Genomic DNA, 25,871 nt, shown 5'->3' on the forward strand with positions numbered 1-25,871 from the left:
TGTTTAATCTCCTGTAACCAAACGAGTTTGGTAAATCTGTTTTCGAGTAATAGTTAAAATATAATAAAATTAACGGTTTAAGTGAGACTAAATTTTTGATTTTTTAATTAAATCCATCATCTGAACTTTACTGTCAGAGGAAACTTTACGGACTTCCAATTCAATATTTTTATCATTCAGATAATTAAAGGCATCAATATCTTGTTGGTTGATAGAAACAGCATTGGTCACTTGGGTTTTCCCCTCGTGGTATGCCATGCCACCGATATTAATAGACTTCATTTCAACACCAGCTTCAACAAGACGTTTAACATCTGTTGGGTTAGTGAACAACAACATGACGCGTTCGCCTGCATATTTAGGATTGTTGTAAACACGAATACACTTAGCGACATCGACAACGTGAGCTGTCACTCCTGGAGGTGCAACTTGTTTGAGCAGTGTTGAACGTACCTGATCTTTAGCAACTTCATCACTGACAACAATGATACGTTTTACATTGGTTTCTTTTGTCCAACGAGTTGCAACTTGCCCATGAATCAATCGGTCGTCAATACGAGCAAGTGCAATTGTCATGTGCTCTCCAGGACCTGCTGTAACTATTTGTACTGAGGCGGGTTCTTCAGCAGGAGCTGGTGCTGAAGCAGAGCTAGTATCAGGTTCTTTAAATTTAAATGCGCGAATACCACCACGGCCAGTTTCTAAGGCTACAGCGATCAGCTCATCGAGTGATGGACCATCATCACGACACATAAAGGTTTCAACTAACATAGGCACATTGACACCTGTGACTATTTCGTAATTATTATGCTCGTTTACAATACGGCTGGCCGCATTGAATGGGCTGCCTCCCCATGTATCCACTAAAAATAGTACCCCTGATGAGGTATTTAAATCAGCTAGTTTTGCTGTGTACTTATCAAACAGGGTGTCGGCGTTTTCCCCAGGTACAAAGTCAATAAACGAGACATTTTCTTGCTCGCCAATCAACATTTCGGTTGTGCGCAGTAGTTGTTCTGCTGCCACACCGTGGGTACCAATCATAATCGCTATACTCACTAGATTTCCCTCTTAACAGATAGAATGGAATTTACATATCATTCAAAATCAAATTAACTAAACCTCCTAACTGGAAATGTTATTCATAATATTAGCTGAATAATTTCACTCTACTTAACTCAATCAAAAAACAATTAATTTGTTAGCTATTATCGCTAATGTGATTAGCATAACATTTTGTATTAACGTAAAAACTTGTTTTGCGTCAGAAAATTAAAAACATAATTTTTATTTTGAATAAAAAAAGTATTAAATCGAACAATGTTGGATTTTAATGTTTTTTTGCTAAAGTGTGGTTTTTTGCGATATATAAAACTGTTATCGGTAACAGGAAAAGACTGGTTAGATTTTTTTTTGAGCAATTTAGCGTGAAAGTTCAATGAAGATTGACACGTTTCAGCAGTAGGAAGTTCTAAATTGATTTTATTTTATAATCAAGCGATTTTTGTAACGATTTAATTAAATATTGGTTACAAAATAAAAAGAAGAGGTGAGTCTAATGTGGGTGTATCAATATCTGATAATAAACAGAATATAATGGATAAATTATTATCGATATTGGAGCGGAGTAATTGCCACATTCTGAATGAAACTATATGATCCAGCATGTGGCACGATTTAAAATATTATTTTATGACGGGACTCTTTTAATACACAATCATCTTAGTCACACTGTACTTTAATTGCTAAACCGCCCCGAGAGGTTTCACGGTACTTAGCATTCATATCTTTCCCAGTTTCATACATGGTCTCGATAACTTTATCGAGTGAAACACGAGGCTCACTTGTCCGACGTAAAGCCATTCGAGTTGCATTGACCGCTTTAACGGAAGCAATCGCATTACGTTCAATACAAGGTACTTGAACTTGTCCTGCGACAGGATCACAGGTTAATCCAAGGTTATGTTCCATGCCAATTTCAGCAGCAATACAAACTTGCTCTGGACTGCCACCAAATAGCTCTGCAAGACCCGCTGCGGCCATTGAACAAGCCACGCCGACTTCACCTTGGCAACCAACTTCAGCGCCGGAAATTGAAGCATTCATTTTATAAAGAATACCAATAGCACCAGAAGCTAGAAAATAACGAATGTATAGCTCAGGTGTTACAGGCTCAATACAGTGATTATAGTAAGCTAGAACAGCAGGAACGATACCACATGCGCCGTTAGTTGGAGCGGTAACGACACGTCCGCCCGCAGCATTTTCTTCATTAACTGCGAGTGCAAACATATTAATAAGGTCGATAACGACCATCGGGTCATTAGTCAGCTTACTTGAAGAGGTTACCAAGCGATTGAGTGCCGGCGCACGACGAGGAACACGTAAAGGGCCAGGTAAGACGCCTTCGGTGTTTAAGCCACGTTCAATACATGCCAACATGGTTTGCCAAACATCAGCAAAATAAGCATCTATCTCAGGTTTAGTATGCAAATCAAGTTCATTTTTCATCATCAAGCTAGAAATCGATAAACCTGATTTTTTGCAGTTAAGTAAAAGCTCTTCAGCTGACTTGAATGGATATGACACGGGCTTACTATCAAGAGTTGATTCACCAAAGTGCTCTTCATCAACGATAAAACCACCACCGATAGAGTAGTAAGTTTTGGTATAAATTTCGTCATCACCAGAGAATGCATGAATTGTCATACCATTTTCATGTAGCGGAAGGTTATCTAGACGGAAATTCATACCACCTTCATGTGGAAAATCCACAAGTTGGGTTCCATTGGCTAGCAGCAGTTTTTGTGTTTTTTCAACATTGTCGATAAAGCTAGGAATGGATTCAATATCAACAGTTGCAGGCAGATTGCCAGCTAGGCCCATAATGATAGCAATATCAGTATGGTGACCTTTTCCAGTGAGAGAAAGAGAGCCATAAACGTCAACCGCAATACGTGTGACGCTTGGTAATAATTGTTTATTTACCAAATCATCGACAAATTCTTTTCCCGCCTTCATTGGACCGACGGTATGAGAGCTTGAAGGACCTATGCCCACTTTAAACATGTCGAAAACGCTTATCACGCAGACTCCTTAAAAAAAGTATGTATTTAGTTATTTATTTTAAAGGATGCTACTTTACTGTTATTTAGTAGCGTTAACCAGTAAGTTTAAATTATTTTTTAAAATAAGGTAGAGGCAAAATATCAATCATCTAAAAATAGCACAAATTGTATTCAATTGTATCATGAAATGATTATTTAAGTTGGAGTGCTAATTGATGAATGATAGTTGCAGTGAGGCCCCAAACAAGATGGCCATTATACCAATAAAAGAAAATACGCTTACGATGTCCACCACGTTTTATATCAATATATTTATATTGAGCGAGTGTAAGTGCGTCAAATAAAGGGACTTCAAAGACAGAAGCAACTTCGCTAGGATTAGGATGATAGTGGATACCAGATGGTAGTAAACCAATAATAGGTGTTACTTCATACCCGCCAATACTAATTTCTGGGGTGAGTTGGCCAAGTATTTGAACTTTTTCGGGGGGAATGGCAACCTCTTCGTAAGCTTCGCGTAAGGCCGTAGTAATCAACGAATTATCATCAGGATCACTTGCACCACCGGGAAAAGCGATTTCTCCCGCATGCGAACGTAAAAATGGCGAACGCTTAGTTAATAATAAGGTTGGGTTTTCTTTATTAATAATAGGGAGTAAGACAGCAGCAGATTTACTCGCCGACCTCAGCGGTTGGCGAGAGAGAGGAAGTGTAAACTGAAAGCGATTAATAAAGTCATTCAGTTTAGTCATCGTGCGCTAATTCTCCTAAAACGGGTAATATGAGGCTTAATTTGTCAAAGGTCTCTTGATATTCCTTATCGGCTTGGCTGTCTGCTACAATACCGCCTCCAGCCCAGCAAAAAATCTGTTTTTTGTAAGTCAATAGGGTACGAATAGTGATATTTGTATCCATTTTGCCACAAAAACTAATATAGCCTATAGCACCGCAATAGCCATGCCGACGGTGAGGTTCTAGCTCCTCAATAATTTGCATCGCACGAATTTTTGGTGCGCCCGTAATTGAACCGCCAGGAAAACATGCGCGTAACAAGTCTGTTGCAGTATAACGCTTAGCAAGCGTTGCTGTAATTGTACTAACTAAATGATGAACGGCAGGGAATGCTTCTACGGCAAATAATTCAGGTACTTTAACTGTTCCTGGGACAGCAACGCGACCAATATCATTACGTAATAAATCGACAATCATCAGGTTTTCAGCACGATCTTTAGGTGAGTTAGCTAATTTTTCTGCTTGCTCTATATCTGCTGTTTCATCCGCTAAACGAGGTAAGGTACCTTTGATCGGACGAGTTTGAATTTCCCTATTGTGCAAAAGAATAAAGCGTTCAGGTGAAACACTTACTATCGCGTTTTCAGGGAGACGGATAAAAGAAGAAAACGGGGCGCGATTAGTTTGGTTCAGTTGCAAAAATGCATCCCATTCGTTTCCTTTGTAATTTGCATGAAAACGTTGCGCAAGATTGATTTGATAACAGTCACCGCTGTGCAAATATTCATGTATTTGGCCGATTTTTTGATGATACTGCTCTTGCGACATATTAGAATGCCATGGGCTCGTTAGCGTAAATTTATGTTTACGAGACGCTTTTTGTTTTTTCAACCAATTTAAACGCTCAGTGACATCAGAGTAGCTGAATAAGGTCACTGTTTTTTCTAAATGGTCAACAATCAATGCCCATTGATAAATGCCTATTGCCATGTCAGGAAACTGTATTTCAGTTTTGGCTATCTGCGGCAGTTGTTCAATCCTACGGCCTAAATCATAGCCCCAAATTCCTAATGCGCCGCCAGTAAATGGTAACGAATTATCTTGGCAATTCTCAGGTGTAAACTGTTCAATGAGTGTTTGTAGCAAAATGAAAGGATCTTCACCTGAGGTTTCGACAACTTGTTGGTGCGTTATTGCCGTTTCATCGCCAACTGTCATCAGTGTTGCGATAGGCTCAGCCACAATAATATCGAATCGATTATGTGAATGCTCTGCATTACCTGAATGAAGAAGCATTGACCAAGGTAGATGAGCTATTGGTGTAAAATAAGCGATAGCGGCATCTGACTGATAAGGGAGTTGTATTTTATTGATAACCATTTCCATGAGCGAAACAAATCTACAAAAGAATGATAGTGAGATTAACATATAATCTTATCTTAAGAAGATAATAGCTGTTAAAATTCTTTTAAATTTTTTTATTGTATACCCGTCATTCATTAAGAAGTCAGTCGGTCGCACTTGTAACTGAATCTAACGGGCTAATTCTCTGAGTTTAGCGTAGAATTACGTAACTTCTCAGGTCTTCCTCATACGTTTTGAATTATTTTTTGTATATTTTGCAATCCTATTAAGAGGTTTAAACATGTTTTCAGGTATGCCAGTACTCAATCATCAACAACAGCAAGAAGCTGTTGAGCGTATCCATCAATTGATGGCTGATGGAATGAGCAGTGGTGAAGCGATTGCGCTGGTCGCACAAGAAATTCGCGAAAAATTTAAAGATAAAGAACAAATCCACGCTTGTTTTGAAGATGAAAACGAAGAGCAAAACGAAGATAACGATGAATATGTCGATGGATATGTCGATGAATATGAAGGTAATGGTGATGATGAAGGCGAAAATCAATAACATTAAAACAAACTATTAACATTTATGCTAAAATCTGATACATATTAGTTTAGTTATACCATTTTGGTTTTTCGATAATTACTTTTTAATCTTAGTTAAAATAGATAAATATTACATAAAATTAACTATGGTCATGATTCTAATTTGCCACCTAACATTGTTTAGGGATCGGAGGAAGTATGAAGGCTGGAAAGAAAATTAGTTTTGCTTTAGGTTGTTGTACGCTGTTATTTAGTTCAATTGCATTTAGTGCTAACCAAGATGAAGGTAAAGCGGCTCCGTTTGTTAGCTGCGGAAATCTATCAGAGCCTCAAGTCGCTGCACAGGTTAAAAACGATTTCATGCACAATCGGTTACCTCGTTGGGCAGATGAAAAAGCCTTAGTTGGTAAAAAAGCGGTTGCATGGGTTAATAATCAAGATGTGACAAAAACAGCAACGGGCTATCAAGTGCCATTAATAGTGCGAGGTTCTAAATCCGATCTACATTACAATGTGAAGGTAGATTGCGAGCAATCCACAATTACTTACAATAGTGCCAAATAAATCAAAGTATTTAATTTATGTTCTTTCAAGGCAAAAGGAGAAACGAATTTTCTCCTTTTGCCTGTTTACGAATATGGCAGAGAGCTATTGTGATGACTTAGCGATTTCTTGGTTCATAAGGTAGACGTGCAAAGTTTTTGGATAAGTGGCGGTAATACGTTAATCGCTCTCTAAAATACTCTCTTAGATTCTCAGGTAGCCCGCGTTCAATGACTTCTGGGATAATCGCAACATTGTAACGTTCTTTAAAGGCAACACCTGACGCTTGAAGGTCTACGTTGACTCTATCCATTTGGTCTTTTGGTAATAATGCAAGGTTATGGCTCATATGGACTCTCAATTACTTCAATTTTCAGCACATAGTCTAGAGACTGTTTATATTACTGCAAACACTCATTGAAATAAAAGCATCCTTGGGCCAATTAAAAAGACGGTTTTCTCTTTTATCTTGCATTGAAAGTTACTTTACTTATATTTTTAGACTAAAAATTTCTCACTATCTATTTTTACCTCAAGTAATGTCATTCAATTTGAATATAAATTTGGCTTAAAACATCGACAGTTCTTAGATATATAACGGAAAATAGTTTAATGGCGATAAAAAATAATCGCGCGTTTAATATATGTTGATGAATTATTAAATAATAATAGTTCTTTTTTAGATTGAGAATATCATAAAAAATGATTAAAAATAATAAAAAAGGTACTTAAAGATAATAGAAAGTGTTTTAAAGATAATGAGATTGATTATTATTTATTTTACTAAAAGTTATTAATTATCAGTAAATTGTATTTTTTTGTTTTATTATTGTTTTGGGGTTTTAATTATTTTTTAATTAGGCATAATAAAACCATAAATCTTAATCGCTAAGGAATTAAAATGTTAACTAATGACATGATCAGTAAATTGAATGAACAATTAAACCTTGAGTTTTATTCTGCTAATTTATATTTACAAATGAGCGCATGGTGTAGTGATAAAGGCTATGAAGGTGCAGCTGCATTTTTAAAAGCACATTCTCAAGAAGAAATGGAACATATGCAGCGTTTATTTGATTACCTTAGTGATACAGGTGCACTTCCATTATTAGGCCAAATTGCTGCACCACCAGTAGCGTTTGAGTCAATTGCGGATGTATTTACTCGCACTTATGAGCATGAACAGCATATTACAGCTGAAATTAATAAGCTTGCTCATCTTGCAATGACTACTCAAGATTATTCTACATTCAACTTTTTACAGTGGTATGTTTCAGAGCAACACGAAGAAGAGAAATTGTTTAAATCAATTCTTGATAAGTTGGATATGGTTGGTGAAAGTGGAAAAGCGCTATTCCTATTGGATAAAGACCTAAAAAATATGTCAGCAGCTACGCACATTTAATATAAAGTATTAATAGGCTCATGAATGGTAGTGATTAATTTCAACATTCATGAGCCTTTTTCTTTTCATTTTGTGCCAATAATCACACCTTAAGCAGCTAAATCGTTTTTTTTGGCAGATAAACGCTATTTCTTCCGTATAATGATTGGCAATGATTCTAAATTCACCTGCAAATTAAGGGGTTACTATGCCAATTCACCAACTCACATCATCTTGGCGAAAACTAAGTGCTGTGGCTGTCCTGTTTTTAGGTATGTCATTTCAACAAGCATTTGCCCACGCACATTTAAAAGATCAACTTCCTGCGGAAGGCGCTGCAATTGAACAGGCTCCTGAGTCAATTACACTGAATTTTTCTGAAGGTATTGAGATTAATTTCACGAAAGTTAAAGTCACTGGCCCTAATGATACGGTCGTTAAAACGGGTAAGGCGGCATTAGACTCAAGTAACGACACCAAAGTTATCGTGCCTATTGAAGGTAAATTAGCCTCAGGGAAGTACGATGTGAATTGGAGTGTTGTTTCAGTGGATGGACATAAAACTAAGGGCGAATATAGCTTCACAGTGAAATAATTATGTCGCTAGAGACATTTTATACTGTCACCCGTTTTTCTCATTTTGTGGCTGTGATGTTGATGTGTGGAATGTCAATATTCGCAGTCATTCTTAGCGTTGGAACTTTCAATCAAATCCTGCGTTGCTTTCTCACTAAAGGTATTGTATTTAGCGCGGTGATTACGGCTATAACAACTTTTGGATGGACTGTTGCTCAAGCTGGTTTGATGGGGGATGGTTGGGAAGATGCGTTTGATTTTGAAATTTGGTTAGGTGTAATTAATACCACATTTGGGCAAGTTTGGCGCTGGGAATTATTGTGTGCATTACTCACATTGGGCGTTGTTTTTATACGGTCGCAAAATGTTAAATTGTATCTTCTGTTAGTACTTTCTGTCGTAATGCTTGGTTTGCATGCTTTGATTGGGCACGCGGCGATGAATGATGGAGTTGCTGGTAGTCTTCATCGTTTGAATCAATTCATTCACTTGATTAGTGCGGCTTATTGGTTTGGCGGGTTATGGCCTTTTTTGATTTGTATCCAATTTTTGCGTGATAAGAGAGAGCTTGCTGCTGGATTAGATAAACAAATTTCTCTGAGTATGATCCGTTTTTCTCGGTATGGTCATATCGCAGTCGCTGCCGTCTTGATAACCGGTATTATTAGCTCAGTCACATTGTTACCCAACTGGCCGTTTGCCTATTCAGCATCAGAATATCAATCGCTACTATGGTTAAAAATTTCATTAGTGGGATTAATGGTACTGCTTGCATTAGTTAATCGCTATATATTAGTGCCTAATATAAAAAGAAAAGGGCGATTACAGTATTTGATCATTAATAGCTGGATAGAGTTATTATTAGGTACAATGGCTATTTTAGCGGTTGCTATTTTTGCAACCTATCAGCCTGTATAATGTTTACCATCGTGAATTCGCTGTTTTAACAAGGTAATTTGAATGAAACTGAAATTAGCATTTTGTTCTATGTTGTTAGCTTGCGCTGCTTTTAGTGCAGCAGCGGCTCCAATCGAGTCAGTCAGTAAAAAACAATTTGGTGATGATTGGCCATTTACTCGAGAAGAAGTCATGCTGGAGTGTAGAAGTAATGGGGCGTTAATTGTAATAAATCCAGCAACGTTAGTACAATATCCTTTAAATGATGTTGCTAGAAACCAAATGGAGAGGAAAGAAATAAAAGCACAACCAATTGATGTTTTATTAAAACCAATTGAGACTGAAAAAAACACCGAAGAGCGCGTGTTACCTCTCAAATTAGCAGCTGAAAAGCTCTGCCAGAATTTTTAATATAAAGATCCTTCAAATTAATAGAACGTCATAAGTTATAAGTGAAACGCTTATAATTTATGATGTTTTTTTATTTTATATCGAGCTAGTTTAGAAGTTTATCGCTATTTTTGATATAAAAACCTTGAATCAATCAAAGAGTTTGATATGACAAAATTAACAAGTAAATTGTGTTAATAATATGTAAAATAGTTGATAACTGGAGTGGTAAGAGTGCGCTTAGCAAGCTAGTATTAAATTGTACTTTGTTACGTCTCAATGGCAAATTTTAGCGCACGGCTCTGCCAGAGCCATTTCCCAAGGCCAGGTAATCGGAATCTACCAGGCCTCTTTTTTTTCCTAAAATCAAGCAACTTCATTATTTATGATACTCTCATCACCCAATGATGATTGTCCTTATCATAACGTTGACGGTATAACAGCACCGGTTTTTCATTAATCAATGCTGGAATACTGGTATTTTCATCCCAGCCATCTAATTGCATGCAAAATTCAGTATCTGAATCGCAAGGAATACTGACGAGATCACTCTTGCTGTCTACCATGATTGCGTCATTGATTTCATAGGAAGATATTTTCAAATTAACTATGCTCATGATACTACCCCTTAATTTTCGTATAACAACAGGATAACAACTCAATGAAATTAAGCATAGTATAAATGGAATGCATTTCCAAAATATTTTTTAAGAGACGTGATTGGAAAGGTGTAATGTGTTTAATACATACACCTTTCTAGTGATTATTTTTTAGGAATGGCAGTACCCCAGTCTAACCAATCTTTTGGTGGCTCTAATTTTAGAATGAAATGCTGATCAGCATTAGCTCTTTGCGCAAGAGGTACCGTAGGTGGTGTTGCGAGTGAAATGCCACCTCGGATAAATTGTTGAAAAGTACCACTCTTGATTACGCCGCCAGTTAGGCCGAAAGACAAGTTATAGCCAGACGATAACCAGAACTCAGTATTATCTCGGATAAGATATTGGTATTCTTTGCCAATTCGAGTAGATACATAAACTCGGTCGGAAAGCTCTCCCAAATATAGACTTGTCACAGTACCAATTTCAATTCCTCTAAATAGAAGTGGTGTACCGACTTGAATGGAGCCGACTTCGCTTGCATCTAAAATAATTGTCAAACCATCTAAATAACGGGAATCAGTAATGTTTGCTGTTTGTAATTCAAATTGGTAACGGTTTCTATTTCCTCGCCCTGGTTCAGCATTGATATAAGGTTGGATCAGAGTATCAAGGTTGTTGAAGCCAGCGGGGGATAGTTCAGGGCTAACAATAGCAAAACGACTACCACTTTTAGTGAAGGATTGGACATATTCAGGATAAAGAATAGCTCGGGCATTCACCTCTCGATTATTGGGAGACAATTTCAACGAATCTATTTGTCCGATATCGATGCCTAGATAGCGAATTGGCATGCCTTCGGAAAGCTTAGATGCATCATAAGTGGTTAGGGTTACAACACTACCAATTGCTTTTGCAGCAGTCTCTGTTGGATAAAGGGTATGCTGTCTGACATTATCAGGAGCAGATGTTTGAATATTGTCAAAGCTAATTGCGCCCCTAATCGCTCGAGTCAGTGGCGCTGCTTGAACTGTTAAGCCATTACCATTGAGTTGAACTTTCGCGCCACCTTCAGCCCAAAATACACTTTGATCAGTTAATAAATCTCGATATTGGCTAGAGATGTGAATATTAACGGCAAAGCCATCTTTTGATGGTTTGATGGAGACGATTTCCCCAACGGTGAATTGGCGATAAAGCACAACTGAACCTGCTTGAATATCAGGAAGCGTATTGGTGTTCAATGTCAGTGTGGTTGTTGGTGCTGATCCGATTACGCCAGATTTTGCATTATCGTCATTACGGTATAAAGGGAAAGTTTCAGGGAGCGTGTCTTCACCTTTTCCTGCTATTAAATGAATCCCTCCATCTAGCCATTCTTGTGGGGTTGCGCCTTGAAATTGCACACCATTTAAGCCTAGTTGCACATCCACACGGCTGTTCGCGACAAACTTACTATCCGCACGAATAAGGTGTCGGTATTCATCTAAAATAGCAATATTGAATGTCACTTTATCATCCAGTAAGTGACGCTGTAACACTTCGCCTATTTTGATACCGCGATAAATAACGGGCTGACCATTATTGACCCCATAGGTTTCTGGAGACCAAAGAGCCACTTTAAGACTTTCGTTATTTTGTTGTTCAGAGTTTTCAACATCTTGCTTATTTGGCTGTAATGCAAATTGCTGCCCCTCTTGAGCTGGTGAGCTATTAACAGGGGAGTCAAAGGCAACCGCGCCATTAATCATAGCAGAAAGGCTTTCCATTTTAACATTTAAGCCTGAATTAAGATCAAATCCCCCCTCAAAGCCTGATACATTCCAAAATTGACTGTTTTCACGCACTAAGTTGGCATAGTTTTTCTTAATAACTGCTGCAATAGAAACTCCTTTGTCATCAGGTAATATTGAGTAATCCGAAATATAACCCACTGGAACTTTTCGATAATAAATCGGTGAGTTTTCATGAAGAGAGCCAAGATCTTTAGCTGTTAAATAGATTAATAATTGGCCTTCATCGGTTTGTAATTGAGGCGGCGAGTCTTGAGCAATAAAATCATGCTGTTCTGTTCCCTTACTAGGCTGCATACCAATATAGTTTCCCCCCACTAAAGCATCTAGGCCTGAAACACCGGCTAAGGATGCTTTTGGTGTGACCAACCAAAATTTTGTACCGGAGGTGAGTGCGGATTTCATGTCTTTATTAATACTCGCCTTGACAATAATTTTCTTCATATCTTGGCTAATAGTAACAGATTGAACTAAACCAACTTCGACGCCTTGGTAGCGAATAGGCGTTCTGCCTGATACGACTCCAGGGGCGGAAGCAAACTCAATTGTGACTTCAGTTCCTTGTTCTAACCAGTTTTGAAACAGTAACCAGCCAGCAATAAACGCAGCAACAAGTGGCAACAGCCAAAATGGTGATATACGCGCTCTTTTGCGTAATATTGCATTTTGCTCTTGTTCAGCAGGTTCATTTTGTTGATTTTGATTTCCCATAAGAATCCCAAATTAAACGACTATCGAGCCACTCGACGGCGAGTATGGTTAAAATAACAGCGACACCGAAAAATAAAGCAGCGGGGCCCATAGTAAAAGACATTAATTGATCACGATTAATAAGTGACATCATCAATGCAATAACAAATAAGTCCAATATAGACCAGCGTCCAATCCATGATACGAATTTAAGTAATTTCATCCTTAAAATAGGGTCAATATTACTGTTACGTTGAATTGAAAATAGCAGTATGACCATAATCAATATTTTAATGAATGGTACTAAGATACTGGCAATAAATACAATTACGGCAATAGGCCAGTTCCCTGTATTGATTAATGAAACAACCCCTGAATAGATGGTATCTTCGGTGCGTTGCCCGTTGAGATAAACAATTGAGATAGGCATCAAGTTAGCAGGAAAAAGCAAAACCATGGCTGCAATGAGTGCGGCCCAAGTTTTTTGAATACTATAAGTTTCCCGTTTATGTAATGGGCGATGACAACGTTGGCAGAGCCCTTGTGAATTAGCAGGGCCGCTATAGTGACAGGCTTGGCATGATAATGCACCTGGCTCGTGCCCTTGCTCTAGTTTTGGGTAAAAAAAACGCCATAACTGTTCAAGATTAAGATGAATAAGGATCACCAAGCTGATTAATGTCATTGTGATAAAAGCAATAAAGCCATTTCCTAATAACACTTTTGCATAATCTTGCATTTTTATTGCGGCGATACCAAGGCCTATCAGGTAGACATCAAGCATCACCCACTCTTTTAAGCGGCCCAAAACTAATAGAATAGGTCGCAAATTAAACCCAAAGCATTTACCAAAATAAAGATAGATAATTGAAATTGGTAGAAGCAAAGGGGCTACAATTGCACAAAAAGCCACTATACTGGCTGTTAGTGGGTCCCCTTGCTGATTGATTAGTTTAATTCCTTCAACAACATTGGCATTGATTTGCGTGCCCAATAAATTGATAGAAATTAAAGGCTGCCAAAAAGCAATGGGCGCTAGCATTATTAGAGTAATTGAGAGGATAAATAATCGATTTAATGACCAAGAGCGCCCGTCATCAAGTTGACTTCCGCAGCGAGGGCAGATGATAACCTGTTGGGGAGCATGTGGTGGAATCGATAATTTGAGATTGCAATAGCAACAGTGTTGCGAAATTATGTCACTATGTTTAATGTGATCCATATATATGCTCATTAATTTGTTTGCTATGCATGTAATCTAGTGTAAAAAAATTTACGACTAACTGACAACTTGGTAACCTACGAGTTACTCAGAATGTTTAATTTATTGCATCATTTGATTATTACAAGAAAATATTATGGATAAAAGTAAGTATTATCGCGAGCTTTCAGATAATTTGTCTGCATTATTGGCAGGGGAATATGATCTAATTGCAAGTTTGGCAAACACAAGCGCCTTGTTGTATGAGCACTTAGATGGTTTAAACTGGGTGGGTTTTTACCTAAGAAATAGGCAGGAATTAGTTCTTGGTCCTTTTCAAGGAAAAATAGCATGTGTCAGAATACCTTTTGGCAAAGGTGTTTGTGGGACGGCATATAGCGAAAATAAAATCCAACGTGTTGAAGATGTTCATTCTTTCCCAGGTCATATTGCCTGTGACGCAGCAAGTAACTCTGAAATTGTACTTCCTTTGGAAATCAATGGTCAAGTTTTAGGCGTTCTGGATATCGATAGCCCAAATTTTAATCAATTCGACCAAGATGATGAAGATGGCTTAAAATATCTTGTAGACCAGTTGTGCCAACATCTGGCATTGTGTTCGACACCAAATTATCACTAAATATTGGTATGTTAACTTAATAGGAACGTGGCAATTGTCTGCAACGCTATTATAATGTCGGCTTGTTCATGCCCGTGCTGGTTGGCAAAATCGTTGTTATCAGGAAATTTCATGGAAAATCAACCTAAGTTGAATAGTAGTAAAGAAGTAATCGCATTTTTAGCAGAGCGTTTTCCACGCTGTTTTATCGCTGAAGGCGAAGCTCGTCCGTTAAAAGTCGGAATTTTTCAAGATATCGTAGAGCGTTTAACAGAAGAAGATGGCATTAGCAAAACGCAATTGCGTTCTGCGCTGCGTATGTACACTTCTAGCTGGCGTTATCTCTACGGTGTTAAAGAAGGCGCTAAACGCGTTGACTTAGATGGTAATGATTGTGGTGAATTAGAGGCGGAGCATATTACACATGCACGTCAACAATTGACTGAAGCAAAAGCTAGAGTTCAAGCGCAACGTGCAGAGCAAAAAGCGCAAAAACGTCCAGCAGCTAAAAAAACAGGTGATAAAAACACCCGCAATCCGGCCGCAGCGAAAGAAAACGCGCCGCGCCATCGTCAGTCAGAAAATAAAGAACGCCCTCAGAACTCTTCAACAAAACCTCAGCACCGTAATGGTGCCGCAGCTCCAGAGCAAAAACTGAAATCAGTTACTGATATCCATGCACTACATGTCGGTCAGACTTTGAAAGTGAAAGTGGGTACTAGTTTGATGGACGCATCTGTGCTGGAAATTGCAAAAGATGGGGTCAGAGTTCAGTTGCCAACAGGAATGGCAATGATTGTGCGCGCGGAACACTTAAAGTTCTGATACGGAGGTCGATCAGGTCATGAACAAACTTTTAAAAGTTGCATTAGTTGTAAGTGTAGCCACTTTTGGTAGTGCAATGGCTAATCCTCAAGCAGTGACTCCGGTCACTGCTGTTCAGTTACCTGCCTTAAAACAGGATACTCAACATGGCACAGTAAGCGAAAGGGTGACATCGAGATTTACTCGTTCTCATTATCGCCAATTTGATTTGGATAATGAGTTTTCTGGGAAAATTTTTGATCGCTATCTGAATATGTTGGATTACGGTCATAATGTTTTACTTCAATCTGATGTCGACGAATATGCAAAAGATAAAGCTAAGGTCGGTGAATGGCTTGAAGAGGGAAAACTGGATAAGTTTTATGACCTGTACAACCTCTCACAACAAAGGCGTCTAGAGCGTTTCGAATATGCGCTAGCACGTCTTGACCAACCAATGAATTTTGATGCGAATGACTCTATCGACGTTGATCGCTCTAAAATGCCTTGGCCAAAAGATAAGCAAGAATTAGATAAGCTGTGGGATCAAAAAGTTAGATATGACTGGCTGAACCTTAAGCTATCGGGCAAAGATGACAAAGAGATCAAAGAAAAACTGACCAAGCGATATAATTTTGCATTGAAGCGCTTGACGCAAGGGCAAAGTGAAGATGTTTTTCAATTGATCGTGAATTCATTTGCGCGTGAAATCGATCCACATACTAGCTACCTTTCACCGAGAAATACTGAGCAATTTAACTCTCAAATGAGTTTATCGCTTGAAGGGATTGGTGCTGTTTTGCAGCAAGATGATGAAAATACTGTTATTAATTCGTTAGTTGCTGGTGGGCCTGCGGCAAAAAGTAAAGAGTTAAAAGTTGGCGATAAAATTATTGGTGTTGGTCAAATAGATAAGCCAATGGTTGATGTTGTCGGCTGGCGACTTGATGATGTGGTTGCACTCATCAAAGGACCTAAAGGTAGCAAAGTTCGTTTAGAAGTGGTGTCAGATACTAAAGGTGCTAAACCACATACTGTGACTATCCTGCGTGAGCAAATTCGCTTAGAAGATAGGGCTGCTAAGTTGACGATTAAAAACGTCGGCAAAGAAAAAGTTGCGGTACTTGATATCCCAAGTTTTTATGTAGGTTTAACCAATGATGTCAAAACACAACTTCAGAAACTAGCAAAAGACAATGTTTCTGCACTGGTCATTGACCTTAGAGGTAATGGTGGTGGTGCATTAACAGAAGCGGTTTCATTATCTGGCTTATTTATTCCGAAAGGTCCAGTTGTTCAAGTTCGCGATAATAATGGGCAAGTTCGTCAAGATATTGATGATGATGATGTAATCTACTACAAAGGGCCGTTGGTTGTGCTTGTCGACCGTTTTAGTGCATCCGCTTCTGAAATTTTCGCTGCTGCGATGCAAGACTACGGGCGAGCTTTAATTGTTGGTGAACCGACCTTTGGTAAAGGAACGGTTCAACAACATAGAAGCTTAAGCCGAGTGTATGACCAAATGCTTAAGCCTGATTGGCCATCGTTAGGCTCGGTTCAATATACTATCCAAAAATTTTATCGTGTTGACGGTGGGAGTACACAACGCAAAGGTGTGACACCTGATGTTATTATGCCAACAGGTCAAGACCCTGCTGAAACCGGTGAGAGCTTTGAAGATAATGCATTGCCATGGGATAGCATTCCACCAGCAAACTACAATAAAGCGGGTGACGTGGCGGCTGATTTGTCAGAATTAAAAGCTAAACATGATGCGCGTATTAGCCAAGATACTGAATTTAAGTATATTGGTGAAGATATTGCGCGCTATAAAGCGAATAAAGATAAAAAGAATCTGATTTCGTTGAATTATGCTGAACGCTTGAAAGAAGACAATGAAATTGAAGCCACAAAACTGAAACGTGTAAATGAGCGTAATGCTAAAGAAGGTAAGCCATTATTGAAATCTATCGATGACTTACCTAAGGATTACGAAGGGCCAGACCCATATTTAGATGAAACAGTTAAAATGGCAATTGACCTTGCGCATCCTGAAACAAATTTATTGCCCAATAAAAAATAAATTGGTTAAACAATAAATTAAGATAAGGGCCAGTAATTACTGGCCTTTTTCATAAAATGTGTAAAGTTATGTTAATTTTTGGTTTTTTTTTGTTAATCCACTTGAAAAAATACAAAAAAGCTCTATTTATCATATGTGTTATAAAATGCTGTCTGCAAGATGCTGATATAAGTCAGAGCACTCTAACGACTAGGTGTTAAATTTTGACAGCTTGTCGTCGCGCTAAGCTTTAATGCCAGAATGGCAGCAGAATTACCGCAAGGCATGCGGGATTTTAAGCCTGTAGAGATGAGGTTGTTAATTTTCTCTGTGAAGCAGGAAATCCATGAAAGCGAGTAAGACCTAGGTCTACATGCTATAGGAATCCTAGCCTACTCGGCGCAGAAGGATGCCAAACAATAAATCTTTCGTGATGTTTATTTTTACCAAGGGACCTAAAAAATATGATGCGAATTGCCTTATTCTTACTCACAAACTTAGCTGTTATGTTTGTGTTTGGGATAATATTAAGCTTAACAGGAATTAGAGGAAGCAGCGTTCAAGGCTTGATGATCATGGCTGGCCTGTTTGGTTTTGGTGGTGCATTTATTTCACTGCTAATGTCAAAATGGATGGCATTAAAATCAGTTGGTGGTGAGGTTATCGAATCACCACGTAATGAAGCAGAGCAATGGTTAGTGAATACGGTTAGCCGTCAGGCTCAACAGGTTGGTATACAAATGCCTCAAGTGGCAATTTACCATGCTCCAGACATCAATGCATTTGCGACAGGTGCACGACGTGATGCATCGTTAGTTGCTGTGAGTACTGGTTTGTTAGAAAACATGAGCCGTGATGAAGCAGAAGCTGTTATCGCTCATGAGATAAGCCATATTGCAAATGGTGATATGGTTACTATGACCTTGCTCCAAGGTGTCGTGAATACCTTTGTTATTTTTATTTCACGCATTATTGCCCAGTTTGTTTCTGGTTTTATGTCAAATAACAATGATGAAAGTGAAAGTAGTAACGGTAACCCAATGGTTTACTTTGCAGTGTCGATGGTATTAGAAATCGTATTTGGTATTTTAGCGAGTATTATCACGATGTGGTTCTCTCGTCATCGTGAATTCCATGCAGATGCAGGTTCAGCAAAACTTGTGGGTAAAGAAAAAATGATTGCTGCATTACAACGTTTGAAAACTAGCTATGAACCACAAGAAGAAGGCCGTTTGATGGCATTTTGTATTAATGGACGTGGCAAAGCTTTCAGCGAATTATTCCTTTCGCATCCTCCATTGGATAAGCGTATCGAAGCATTACGTGCTGGTGATTATTTAAAGTAGTGATTAACATCACCACTTAATGGTATTGATTGAATTCAGACCCATGGCGAATACATTTTCACCATGGGTTTTTTGTTTAGTAAATTAACATAGTAATTCAATTTTTATGTTCTCCTGAGTAGATTTATTATAACAACGGCGATTTAAAACCCTAACTATAGTAATAGTGCTGAATAAATAGTGAATATTTTAATCACTGATCATTATAATATGTTAGTAATTGAAATAATGGTCAGAATAATATTAACCCGATAATTTATCTCATCTCAAAAATGACATCCCTCTTAAGTCAAATAATGAAGTTATTTTTAGGCTTGAAATAGACAAATAGGCTATTATGGATATCAGAGAAAATACGAAAAAAAGCCTAACAATTAATAAGGAGTTAAAATGGATATACTTGTAAAAACGCTTATTTTTGGTAATGATTTTGCAACAGTAGAAAACCCTGCACGTTTAGTGCCATTTAAATTTGAAATTTACCAGTCCCCTAATGGATATTACCATCGAATGTATAAAGAAGTTGGTATGTCAGGTGCAAACGTGGGGCAATTGTTTAAGGTATGGGCTTTTGAAGAACAAAAAGCACATGAAAAACAATCAGGTGAAATATCATTAGATGGTTATATTCAGCATTGCCAAGACATCTATGATGGGAAAGTAAAAGCTTAAGGACTGTTGGCCTTTAACGGTCGATTTTTATCCGAATTAAAAGTCTTTTGAGTGAGGCGAGTGGCTTGGTGTCTAGTGAACTAGACCGGAGCCTCTCAACATAACGAAAAATCACGTTTGCTCGAACCTAAAAAGTGCGTTTATTTGCGTTTAGGTTTGCGGCAGTGTTTTTTTGATGGACAGTATATTTGGCATGGTGAAATTGCGGTTATTTTAATTATTTAACGCAATAAAAATAATCAGCAAAGCTCAGCCGCTTCTAGCATCTAAAAAAAGCCCCCTTCATATAAATCTGAAGGGGGAGCTAAATGAATAAAGAATGGTTTAATTCGAGATCAAAGATAAGTTATTTCGATAAATGATATTTAGTTATTTGTGCAGTTTAATTATTAATTAGTTGCAAAATCTTTTAAATAGCATTTATCGTTAAAATATTCTATTGGCGAAAGCCTGCCTTTATTTGATCTAACGTATTCCTATAAGTTTCGGCTTGCTTCTCATCTTCCATTAATGCGATTTCGCGCTCCATCTTAATCAAGATTTTGCCTGCATCCGCTTGACCAATTGCTTTTAACATATGCGCGAGTATGTTTTTTATGCAGGTAACTTCTTCTGCCAGTACGTTAACATCCGGCTGGGTGGGAAAATGTGTTTTCATTAAAAATTCCTTTAAAGATTAATTTGCTTGCTAATATTATAACATGGAAAAAATTATCGGTGTACGCCTTAACATAATGGCTCAATATGCGTTATTCATTTTTTGAACAAAATATTACTATCAATATAATTTAAGCTGTACAGTATGTGTTACCGATCTGTAACGAAGTTCAGCTATCAAGATCACTCATTGGTAATGCCGATGAAAATTTATATCTAGGGATAGATCATCTTACCGCTTACATGCACTCGAATTATTTTATGTATAGTATGGAAATTTTAAGAAGGTTAAATATGTTAACTTCAATAGAAAAACAATGGTTAGTGCAGCAATTTCCCACTCTAGTACAACCTAGACCGGAAGAGAGTCATAAAGGTACTTTCGGTACTCTGAATATCATTGGTGGAAGTGCTGGTATGAGCGGTTCTTGTGTGCTTGCTGGAATAGCGGCGTTAAAAAGTGGTTGCGGGAAAGTCGTTATTGGTTTTAATCAAAATTCACTAATGTTGAATTTAATTGAGCAAGCACCTGAATTGATCTTAAGGCAAGCACAATCATTAATGGGTGATGAAAAACCAACTGCTTGGGTGATAGGCTGTGGATTGGGAATATCTTCTGTTGCAAAAGCATTAATGACTGAAATTATGTTGCCTATTGAACAAGAGCAGCGAGTGTTAATTGATGCAGATGGGCTTAACATATTGAGTCAAATGCCCGTTGCCAAAAAACTAACATCAAGAACTGTCCTAACACCACACCCTAAAGAAGCATCAAGATTATTACAAATCAGCGTTTCTGATATTCAAGCTGATAGGCCTTTTGCTGCTAAGCGTTTAAGTGAACGTTACGGTTGTTGGGTTGTTCTTAAAGGCCATCAGACAATTATTAGCAATCCTGATGGACAAATATGGCGTAACGAAACAGGCAACAGTGGGTTAGCGACTGCTGGCAGCGGTGATGTGCTATCCGGGATCATTGGTAGCCTATTGGCGCAAGATCTTCCTATAGAGGAGGCTATACGTGGTGGTGTATGGTTGCACGGTAAGGCCGCAGAAATTTTAGCAAAAAGAGGTATTGGCCCAATAGGATTAACTGCGCATGAAATTATAGATGAAGTAAGAATGATAAGAAATTTATCTATTATTTATTGATGAACGCCGATTGACTCACTTTAAATTCACGAGAAAAACGTGATACAATTCACATAAATATTTATCTAAATTTTACCAAAATAACAGCTTCCATTCAGTATTAACTCAACTCTTTTTATTTTTTGTGTCGCAGTTATTTTGCGATAGTGTGAGTTTTTGCTGTTACAAGTAAAGGCGTAACTAAAAACAATGACACAGGTTTCTAGAAAAACAGCGTGGATTAGAGTTGTGGCATTAGCGGTAGCTGCATTTGTGTTCAATACGACAGAGTTTGTTCCCGTCGCACTGCTTAGTGATATTGCAGAAAGTTTTGATATGACGGTTGCACATACTGGGTTGATGATTACCATTTATGCTTGGGTTGTCGCTCTAATGTCATTACCATTGATGCTTCTAACGGGTAAGATTGAACGCCGAAAACTATTGGTATTCCTATTTATTATTTTTATTCTTAGCCATATTCTCTCAGGCTTTGCTTGGGATTTTAATGTCTTGATTGTGGCTCGGGTCGGTGTTGCATTATCTCATGCGGTATTTTGGTCAATAACTGCTGCATTGGCTATTCGAGTCGCTCCACATGGCAAAAAAGCACAAGCGTTAGGTTTATTAGCTACGGGGACTGCGTTAGCCACTGTTTTAGGTTTACCTATTGGTCGAGTGATTGGTCAATTTCTTGGTTGGCGTGTGACCTTTTTATGTATTGGTGGAATCGCGTTATTCACAATGATTGCTTTAATTCGATTCTTACCTAAATTACCAAGTGAACATTCTGGGTCGTTAAAAAGTTTACCAGTCATTCTGAAACGACCTGCGTTAGTTGGTTTATTTGTTTTAACTGTCATTGTCGTAACAGCACATTTTGCAGCTTATAGTTATATTGAACCATTTGTGCGCGAAATAGCACTGCAAAGTCAAAACTTCGCAACGTTGCTGTTATTGATATTTGGTATAGCAGGAATTTTCGGAAGCGTTATTTTTAGTCGTTACAGCGGTAAATATGCTTTATCATTCTTACCTATAGCTATTGCAGTTTTGACAGTCTGCTTGTTGTTATTGATGCCTGTTGGTGATCATCTCGGTTCACTTATCACACTTTGTGTGTTCTGGGGAATGGCGATCATGTGTGTTGGCCTTGGTATGCAGGTTAAAGTTATTGATTTATCGCCAGATGCGACAGACCTTTCGATGTCAATTTATTCAGGTATATTTAACCTTGGAATTGGTGGTGGTGCTTTGTTAGGAAACCAGGTTATTGTTCACATGGGTATGACTAACATTGGCTATGTAGGTGCATTATTTGGCCTCGCTTCACTAATTTGGTGTATTTTTATTTATAGAAAATATAAGACATCGTTCAGTGATAAGTTACAAACAACGCCAATGATGCATTAATTTTGTTTGGTTGGATTTGAAAACCCTGCAATGATAACAAAAGCATTGCAGGGTTTTTTATTAACGGCGAAGTTTAGTGGTTGATAAGTCCACTAAATTTCTTGGAATTATAATTATTTCAGTTGCTAAGGTTAATCAATGAAAGGACTGGGTTTTTTATTGATGTCAATTGTCGCGGAGGTTATTGCGACCACGACATTAAAAGCATCAGATGGGCTTAGCCGTTTTTGGCCATCACTGGTTGTGGTAATTGGTTATGCTGTTTCATTTTGGGGGCTATCACAAGTCGTCAAAGTCATGCCTTTAGGGATTGCTTATGCCATCTGGTCAGGTTTAGGTATTGTACTTGTTTCAGTTGCAGCAATATTTATTTATCAGCAGAAACTCGATTTACCTGCAATTATTGGTATGCTATTAATTATCGTAGGGGTATTAGTCATCAATCTGTTTTCGAAAAGTGGCACTCACTGATCTATGTGGCAGAAGCAGATATAAATGGGGAATTACATGAGTAAAAAAATCAGTTTTCTGCTTAAGTCTACTTTTTTGAATGGGATATTTGGTAGTGCAGTACTTGTTTTAGTTGGCTGTGGAAGCTCAGAGACAATGAAAATGACTCAAGCTGATTACTCCGCATCTCAATACGCTCAGCAAGTTGTGAATTTAGGTCCAGGCGTTCAAGAAGCATGTGTTTCTGCTGGTGGCTTACCCGCAATGAACTTAGAGCTTAATGGTGGGCAAACAGCAGTTTGCCAGTTCGCAAATGGCAAACGTTGCGCTGCAGAGCTTATTCGTAGTGGTGCATGTATTTAATAAATCATATTTAAATAAAAAGCCCACCATTATATTGGTAGGCTTAAAGTATCGAACAAGATTTAAAAATTGGTTTTGGCTCGATTCTATATTTTTTTATGGGAAGGGAAGAACTGGCTGATTACCACAATAATTGCAACTATAATGTAAGCGGCATAAATGCCAATTAACCATTGAGGCATATCTAATCCTAAGAACTCCCATTGCCTAGCTGCACAGTCACCAGAAGCTACAAATACAGCAGGCACCCATTCATTTAATGGTAACCATTCAGGGAAATTAACAAAGAAATCACATGAAGCAAAAGGTGATGGATAGAGTTGCAGCATGGTATGTTCCCAAGCAAGCTCTAAGCCGCGCCATGCGGCGTATATCCAGATAAAAATTGCTATCCAACGGATAACGACATTACGAGGTGCTATGACGCCTACCAAGCCAGCAGCCATAATCCCCAAAAGAGCAACGCGCTCATAAATACACATGACACACGGTTGAAGCTTCATAACATGCTGAAAGTAGAGCGCAGCACATTCAAGTATAAACGCAGTAAAGGCCATTAAAAGCCAAGCGCCTCGTCCTTGTGAGCAGTGGTTAAAGAATCTGAACATACTTTAATTCCCTAAATTAATGGTGCGCATATTTTGCGCCTATCTTCTAGACAAAAAAAGGTGTAAACGAATAATTATGTGTTTACGGATAAGGTTTTACTTAACATTACAAATAAATCTCTTTAACTGAGTATTTAAAATATAACTGTTATATATCAAGCCACTTGATAAGCATTCCATTATATAGAGATTGTACGAAATATAGACTTAGTTCAATGGACTGCTTATTGTAGGCGGCCATTGGATGACGTTATGTTTAAGATAAAGTGATCCAACCTAAATTTTCTAACCACTCGGTAACAGGTACTAACCAAAATTCAACACCCAATAACCCAATAACCGTCATTACGATGGTATAAGGAAGCGCCATCCAAACCATGCGTCCATATGAAAGCCGGATTAATGGTGAGAGTGCTGACGTCAATAAAAATAAGAAAGCCGCCTGCCCATTTGGTGTTGCAACTGAAGGAAGGTTCGTCCCTGTATTTATCGCAACAGCTAATAATTCGTATTGATTCTGTGAAATCAATCCATCATTTACCGCTCTCAAAGCTTCGTTGATATAAACAGTTCCAACAAAGACATTATCAGAAACAGCGGAGAGTAGCCCATTGAATAGATAAAACAGCGACAATTGTGATGATTCCGAAGATTGCAATACAAACTGAATGAAAGGAGTAAACAGCTGTTGGTCAATAATTACTGCTACAACAGAAAAGAAAACGGTTAAAAGTGCAGTAAAGGGTAATGCTTCTTCAAAAGCTTTGCCTAGGGCATGTTCTTCGGTGATACCACAAAATGCAGTTGCTAAAATGATCACAGATAAACCAATAATACCAACTTCTGCAAGGTGAAAAGCGAGTGCGAAAATTAGCCAAATACCAATAATGGCTTGAATAATAAGTTGTGCTTTATCTCTTTGTGTTCTTTTAGCGCGATTTTTATTGTCATGCTCAATAAGTACTTGGCGAACAGTTTCGGGTAATTCAGTCCCATAACCAAATAATTTAAATTTTTCTAGTAAATAACAGACTAAAAACCCACCGACAAAAACGGGTAAAGTAACAGGTGCCATTCGAATAAAGAAAGTAACAAAATCCCAATTAACATGTTTTGCAATGATTAAATTTTGTGGTTCACCAACCATGGTCATAACACCACCTAATGCAGTTCCAACACCTGCATGCATCATTAAACTACGCAAAAATGATCTAAATTGTTCTAGTGTCTGTTTTTTTTCTGCGCTATCAATAAAGCTATCATTCAGTAAATCAGTATTATTTCGTTGGTTTGATGCATACTGATGGTAAATAGAATAGAACCCAACGGAGACACTGATTACAACGGCAATAACTGTTAATGCATCTAAAAATGCAGATAAAAAAGCGCTTGCTAAGCAAAAAGCCAATGCCAATGCTCGTTTAGAGTGAACTGATAGTAAGAGTTTAGTGAAAACAAACAGCAACAGCTGTTTCATAAAATAGATACCCGCCACCATAAAAATTAATAGCAGGATCACTTCTAAATTATTACTGATTTCATGGGATATCTGTGCTGGCGTTGTCATTCCAATAATAACAGCTTCAATTGCTAAAAGCCCACCGGGCTGTAGCGGATAGCACTTGAGCGCCATTGCAAGTGTAAAAATAAATTCAATGACCAGCAACCACCCTGCAATGAATGGGCTTATAAAATAAAAAACAAGCGGATTGATGATGAGAAATATAATAATTGCGAGCTTATACCAATCAGGCGAATTACCTAGAAAATTTTTTAAAAATGCTCTTTTTAAACTGAAATCCATTATGGTTTTTTCTCCTCTTACTGGATGTGTAGTGCAGTAATTTTATATGGTACGCTTCTCTTACTCATAAATTAAGCCCGATCATCAATTGATAATATGTTAATTATATGAGAGTTTTATGATTAGCCTCACTGTTTAAATTGAGCCTAACTATCTCAACTTATGACAATCTGGTA

26 protein-coding genes are annotated in these 25,871 nt (G+C 38.0%); 15 read left to right on the top strand and 11 right to left on the bottom strand.

What is annotated here, in order from left to right; all coding sequences use genetic code 11:
- Positions 1-87: 87 nt before the first annotated feature.
- The 4 genes from manX to pabB form a co-directional block, all read right to left on the bottom strand.
- Positions 88-1,059, bottom strand: coding sequence for a PTS mannose transporter subunit IIAB (manX, locus tag OOA_RS04630; RefSeq protein WP_008910969.1), 972 nt, complete (start codon positions 1,057-1,059; stop codon positions 88-90).
- Positions 1,060-1,722: 663 nt separating this feature from the next.
- Complete coding sequence (locus OOA_RS04635) at positions 1,723-3,087, bottom strand: L-serine ammonia-lyase (protein WP_008910970.1); 1,365 nt, start codon at positions 3,085-3,087, stop codon at positions 1,723-1,725.
- Between the two features lie 172 nt (positions 3,088-3,259).
- On the bottom strand, positions 3,260-3,820 hold the full coding sequence (locus OOA_RS04640) for a CoA pyrophosphatase (RefSeq protein WP_008910971.1): 561 nt from the start codon (positions 3,818-3,820) through the stop codon (positions 3,260-3,262).
- Positions 3,813-5,186, bottom strand: a complete 1,374-nt coding sequence (pabB, locus tag OOA_RS04645) for an aminodeoxychorismate synthase component 1 (protein WP_008910972.1) — start codon at positions 5,184-5,186, stop codon at positions 3,813-3,815. Before pabB ends, OOA_RS04640 begins: the two co-directional genes overlap by 8 nt.
- A gap of 259 nt (positions 5,187-5,445) precedes the next feature.
- Between pabB and OOA_RS04650 the strand changes: the two genes are divergently transcribed.
- Both OOA_RS04650 and yebF read left to right on the top strand, forming a co-directional pair.
- Positions 5,446-5,712 carry a YoaH family protein gene (locus OOA_RS04650; protein WP_008910973.1) on the top strand — a complete coding sequence of 89 codons (267 nt, stop codon included), beginning with the start codon at positions 5,446-5,448 and terminating at the stop codon, positions 5,710-5,712.
- Positions 5,713-5,891: 179 nt separating this feature from the next.
- On the top strand, positions 5,892-6,257 hold the full coding sequence (gene yebF / locus OOA_RS04655) for a protein YebF (RefSeq protein ID WP_008910974.1): 366 nt from the start codon (positions 5,892-5,894) through the stop codon (positions 6,255-6,257).
- A gap of 97 nt (positions 6,258-6,354) precedes the next feature.
- Here yebF and OOA_RS04660 read toward each other — a convergent pair whose 3' ends face one another.
- On the bottom strand, positions 6,355-6,585 hold the full coding sequence (locus OOA_RS04660) for a DNA polymerase III subunit theta (protein ID WP_008910975.1): 231 nt from the start codon (positions 6,583-6,585) through the stop codon (positions 6,355-6,357).
- A gap of 552 nt (positions 6,586-7,137) precedes the next feature.
- Here OOA_RS04660 and ftnA point away from each other — a divergent pair.
- The 4 genes from ftnA to OOA_RS04680 all read left to right on the top strand — a co-directional run bounded on the left by ftnA (position 7,138) and on the right by OOA_RS04680 (position 9,504).
- Positions 7,138-7,641: a non-heme ferritin gene (ftnA, locus tag OOA_RS04665; protein WP_008910976.1), complete on the top strand. Its 504-nt coding sequence runs from the start codon at positions 7,138-7,140 to the stop codon at positions 7,639-7,641.
- A 187-nt stretch (positions 7,642-7,828) separates the two neighbouring features.
- Positions 7,829-8,215, top strand: coding sequence for a copper homeostasis periplasmic binding protein CopC (gene copC, locus OOA_RS04670; RefSeq protein ID WP_008910977.1), 387 nt, complete (start codon positions 7,829-7,831; stop codon positions 8,213-8,215).
- A gap of 2 nt (positions 8,216-8,217) precedes the next feature.
- Positions 8,218-9,114, top strand: a complete 897-nt coding sequence (copD, locus tag OOA_RS04675) for a copper homeostasis membrane protein CopD (protein ID WP_008910978.1) — start codon at positions 8,218-8,220, stop codon at positions 9,112-9,114.
- Positions 9,115-9,156: 42 nt separating this feature from the next.
- Positions 9,157-9,504, top strand: a complete 348-nt coding sequence (locus tag OOA_RS04680; protein ID WP_008910979.1) for a DUF2511 domain-containing protein — start codon at positions 9,157-9,159, stop codon at positions 9,502-9,504.
- A gap of 362 nt (positions 9,505-9,866) precedes the next feature.
- Here OOA_RS04680 and OOA_RS04685 read toward each other — a convergent pair whose 3' ends face one another.
- The 3 genes from OOA_RS04685 to yebS all read right to left on the bottom strand — a co-directional run bounded on the left by OOA_RS04685 (position 9,867) and on the right by yebS (position 13,787).
- Entirely contained in the window at positions 9,867-10,100 is a 234-nt protein-coding gene (locus tag OOA_RS04685; RefSeq protein ID WP_008910980.1) for a DUF1480 family protein, read from the bottom strand.
- A gap of 146 nt (positions 10,101-10,246) precedes the next feature.
- Entirely contained in the window at positions 10,247-12,586 is a 2,340-nt protein-coding gene (locus tag OOA_RS04690; protein ID WP_008910981.1) for a PqiB family protein, read from the bottom strand.
- Entirely contained in the window at positions 12,561-13,787 is a 1,227-nt protein-coding gene (gene yebS / locus OOA_RS04695; protein ID WP_008910982.1) for a membrane integrity lipid transport subunit YebS, read from the bottom strand. The genes OOA_RS04690 and yebS overlap by 26 nt, the downstream gene beginning before the upstream one ends.
- A 136-nt stretch (positions 13,788-13,923) precedes the next feature.
- Between yebS and OOA_RS04700 the strand changes: the two genes are divergently transcribed.
- The 5 genes from OOA_RS04700 (at position 13,924) to OOA_RS04720 (ending at position 19,269) form a co-directional block, all read left to right on the top strand.
- A complete protein-coding gene (locus OOA_RS04700; protein ID WP_008910983.1) occupies positions 13,924-14,406 on the top strand; it encodes a GAF domain-containing protein in 483 nt (160 codons plus the stop codon).
- A gap of 111 nt (positions 14,407-14,517) precedes the next feature.
- Positions 14,518-15,210, top strand: a complete 693-nt coding sequence (gene proQ / locus OOA_RS04705) for an RNA chaperone ProQ (RefSeq protein WP_008910984.1) — start codon at positions 14,518-14,520, stop codon at positions 15,208-15,210.
- 19 nt (positions 15,211-15,229) lie between these two features.
- Positions 15,230-17,272, top strand: a complete 2,043-nt coding sequence (gene prc / locus OOA_RS04710; RefSeq protein ID WP_008910985.1) for a carboxy terminal-processing peptidase — start codon at positions 15,230-15,232, stop codon at positions 17,270-17,272.
- Between the two features lie 443 nt (positions 17,273-17,715).
- A complete protein-coding gene (gene htpX, locus OOA_RS04715) occupies positions 17,716-18,597 on the top strand; it encodes a protease HtpX (RefSeq protein ID WP_008910986.1) in 882 nt (293 codons plus the stop codon).
- Positions 18,598-18,987: 390 nt separating this feature from the next.
- Positions 18,988-19,269 carry a hypothetical protein gene (locus OOA_RS04720; protein ID WP_008910987.1) on the top strand — a complete coding sequence of 94 codons (282 nt, stop codon included), beginning with the start codon at positions 18,988-18,990 and terminating at the stop codon, positions 19,267-19,269.
- Between the two features lie 436 nt (positions 19,270-19,705).
- On the opposite strand, the gene OOA_RS04725 is transcribed toward OOA_RS04720, so the two are convergent.
- Positions 19,706-19,927 carry a DUF2594 family protein gene (locus OOA_RS04725; RefSeq protein WP_008910988.1) on the bottom strand — a complete coding sequence of 74 codons (222 nt, stop codon included), beginning with the start codon at positions 19,925-19,927 and terminating at the stop codon, positions 19,706-19,708.
- 293 nt (positions 19,928-20,220) lie between these two features.
- Between OOA_RS04725 and OOA_RS04730 the strand changes: the two genes are divergently transcribed.
- From OOA_RS04730 to OOA_RS04745, 4 genes are all read left to right on the top strand, one after another.
- Complete coding sequence (locus tag OOA_RS04730; RefSeq protein WP_008910989.1) at positions 20,221-21,078, top strand: NAD(P)H-hydrate dehydratase; 858 nt, start codon at positions 20,221-20,223, stop codon at positions 21,076-21,078.
- Positions 21,079-21,267: 189 nt separating this feature from the next.
- Positions 21,268-22,470 (top strand): sugar transporter, encoded by a 1,203-nt coding sequence (locus OOA_RS04735; RefSeq protein ID WP_008910990.1) that lies wholly within the window; start codon positions 21,268-21,270, stop codon positions 22,468-22,470.
- 138 nt (positions 22,471-22,608) lie between these two features.
- Positions 22,609-22,941, top strand: coding sequence for a DMT family transporter (locus OOA_RS04740; protein WP_008910991.1), 333 nt, complete (start codon positions 22,609-22,611; stop codon positions 22,939-22,941).
- 36 nt (positions 22,942-22,977) lie between these two features.
- Positions 22,978-23,283 (top strand): DUF333 domain-containing protein, encoded by a 306-nt coding sequence (locus OOA_RS04745; protein WP_008910992.1) that lies wholly within the window; start codon positions 22,978-22,980, stop codon positions 23,281-23,283.
- An 86-nt stretch (positions 23,284-23,369) separates the two neighbouring features.
- Here the strand turns inward: OOA_RS04745 and dsbB are convergent, their stop codons facing one another.
- Together dsbB and nhaB are read right to left on the bottom strand one after the other, a co-directional pair.
- Positions 23,370-23,891, bottom strand: a complete 522-nt coding sequence (gene dsbB, locus OOA_RS04750) for a disulfide bond formation protein DsbB (protein ID WP_008910993.1) — start codon at positions 23,889-23,891, stop codon at positions 23,370-23,372.
- Positions 23,892-24,147: 256 nt separating this feature from the next.
- Positions 24,148-25,695, bottom strand: coding sequence for a sodium/proton antiporter NhaB (gene nhaB, locus OOA_RS04755; protein WP_008910994.1), 1,548 nt, complete (start codon positions 25,693-25,695; stop codon positions 24,148-24,150).
- Positions 25,696-25,871 lie beyond the last annotated feature (176 nt).

This window comes from Providencia burhodogranariea DSM 19968, assembly GCF_000314855.2.
GTDB classification, from domain to species: domain Bacteria; phylum Pseudomonadota; class Gammaproteobacteria; order Enterobacterales; family Enterobacteriaceae; genus Providencia; species Providencia burhodogranariea.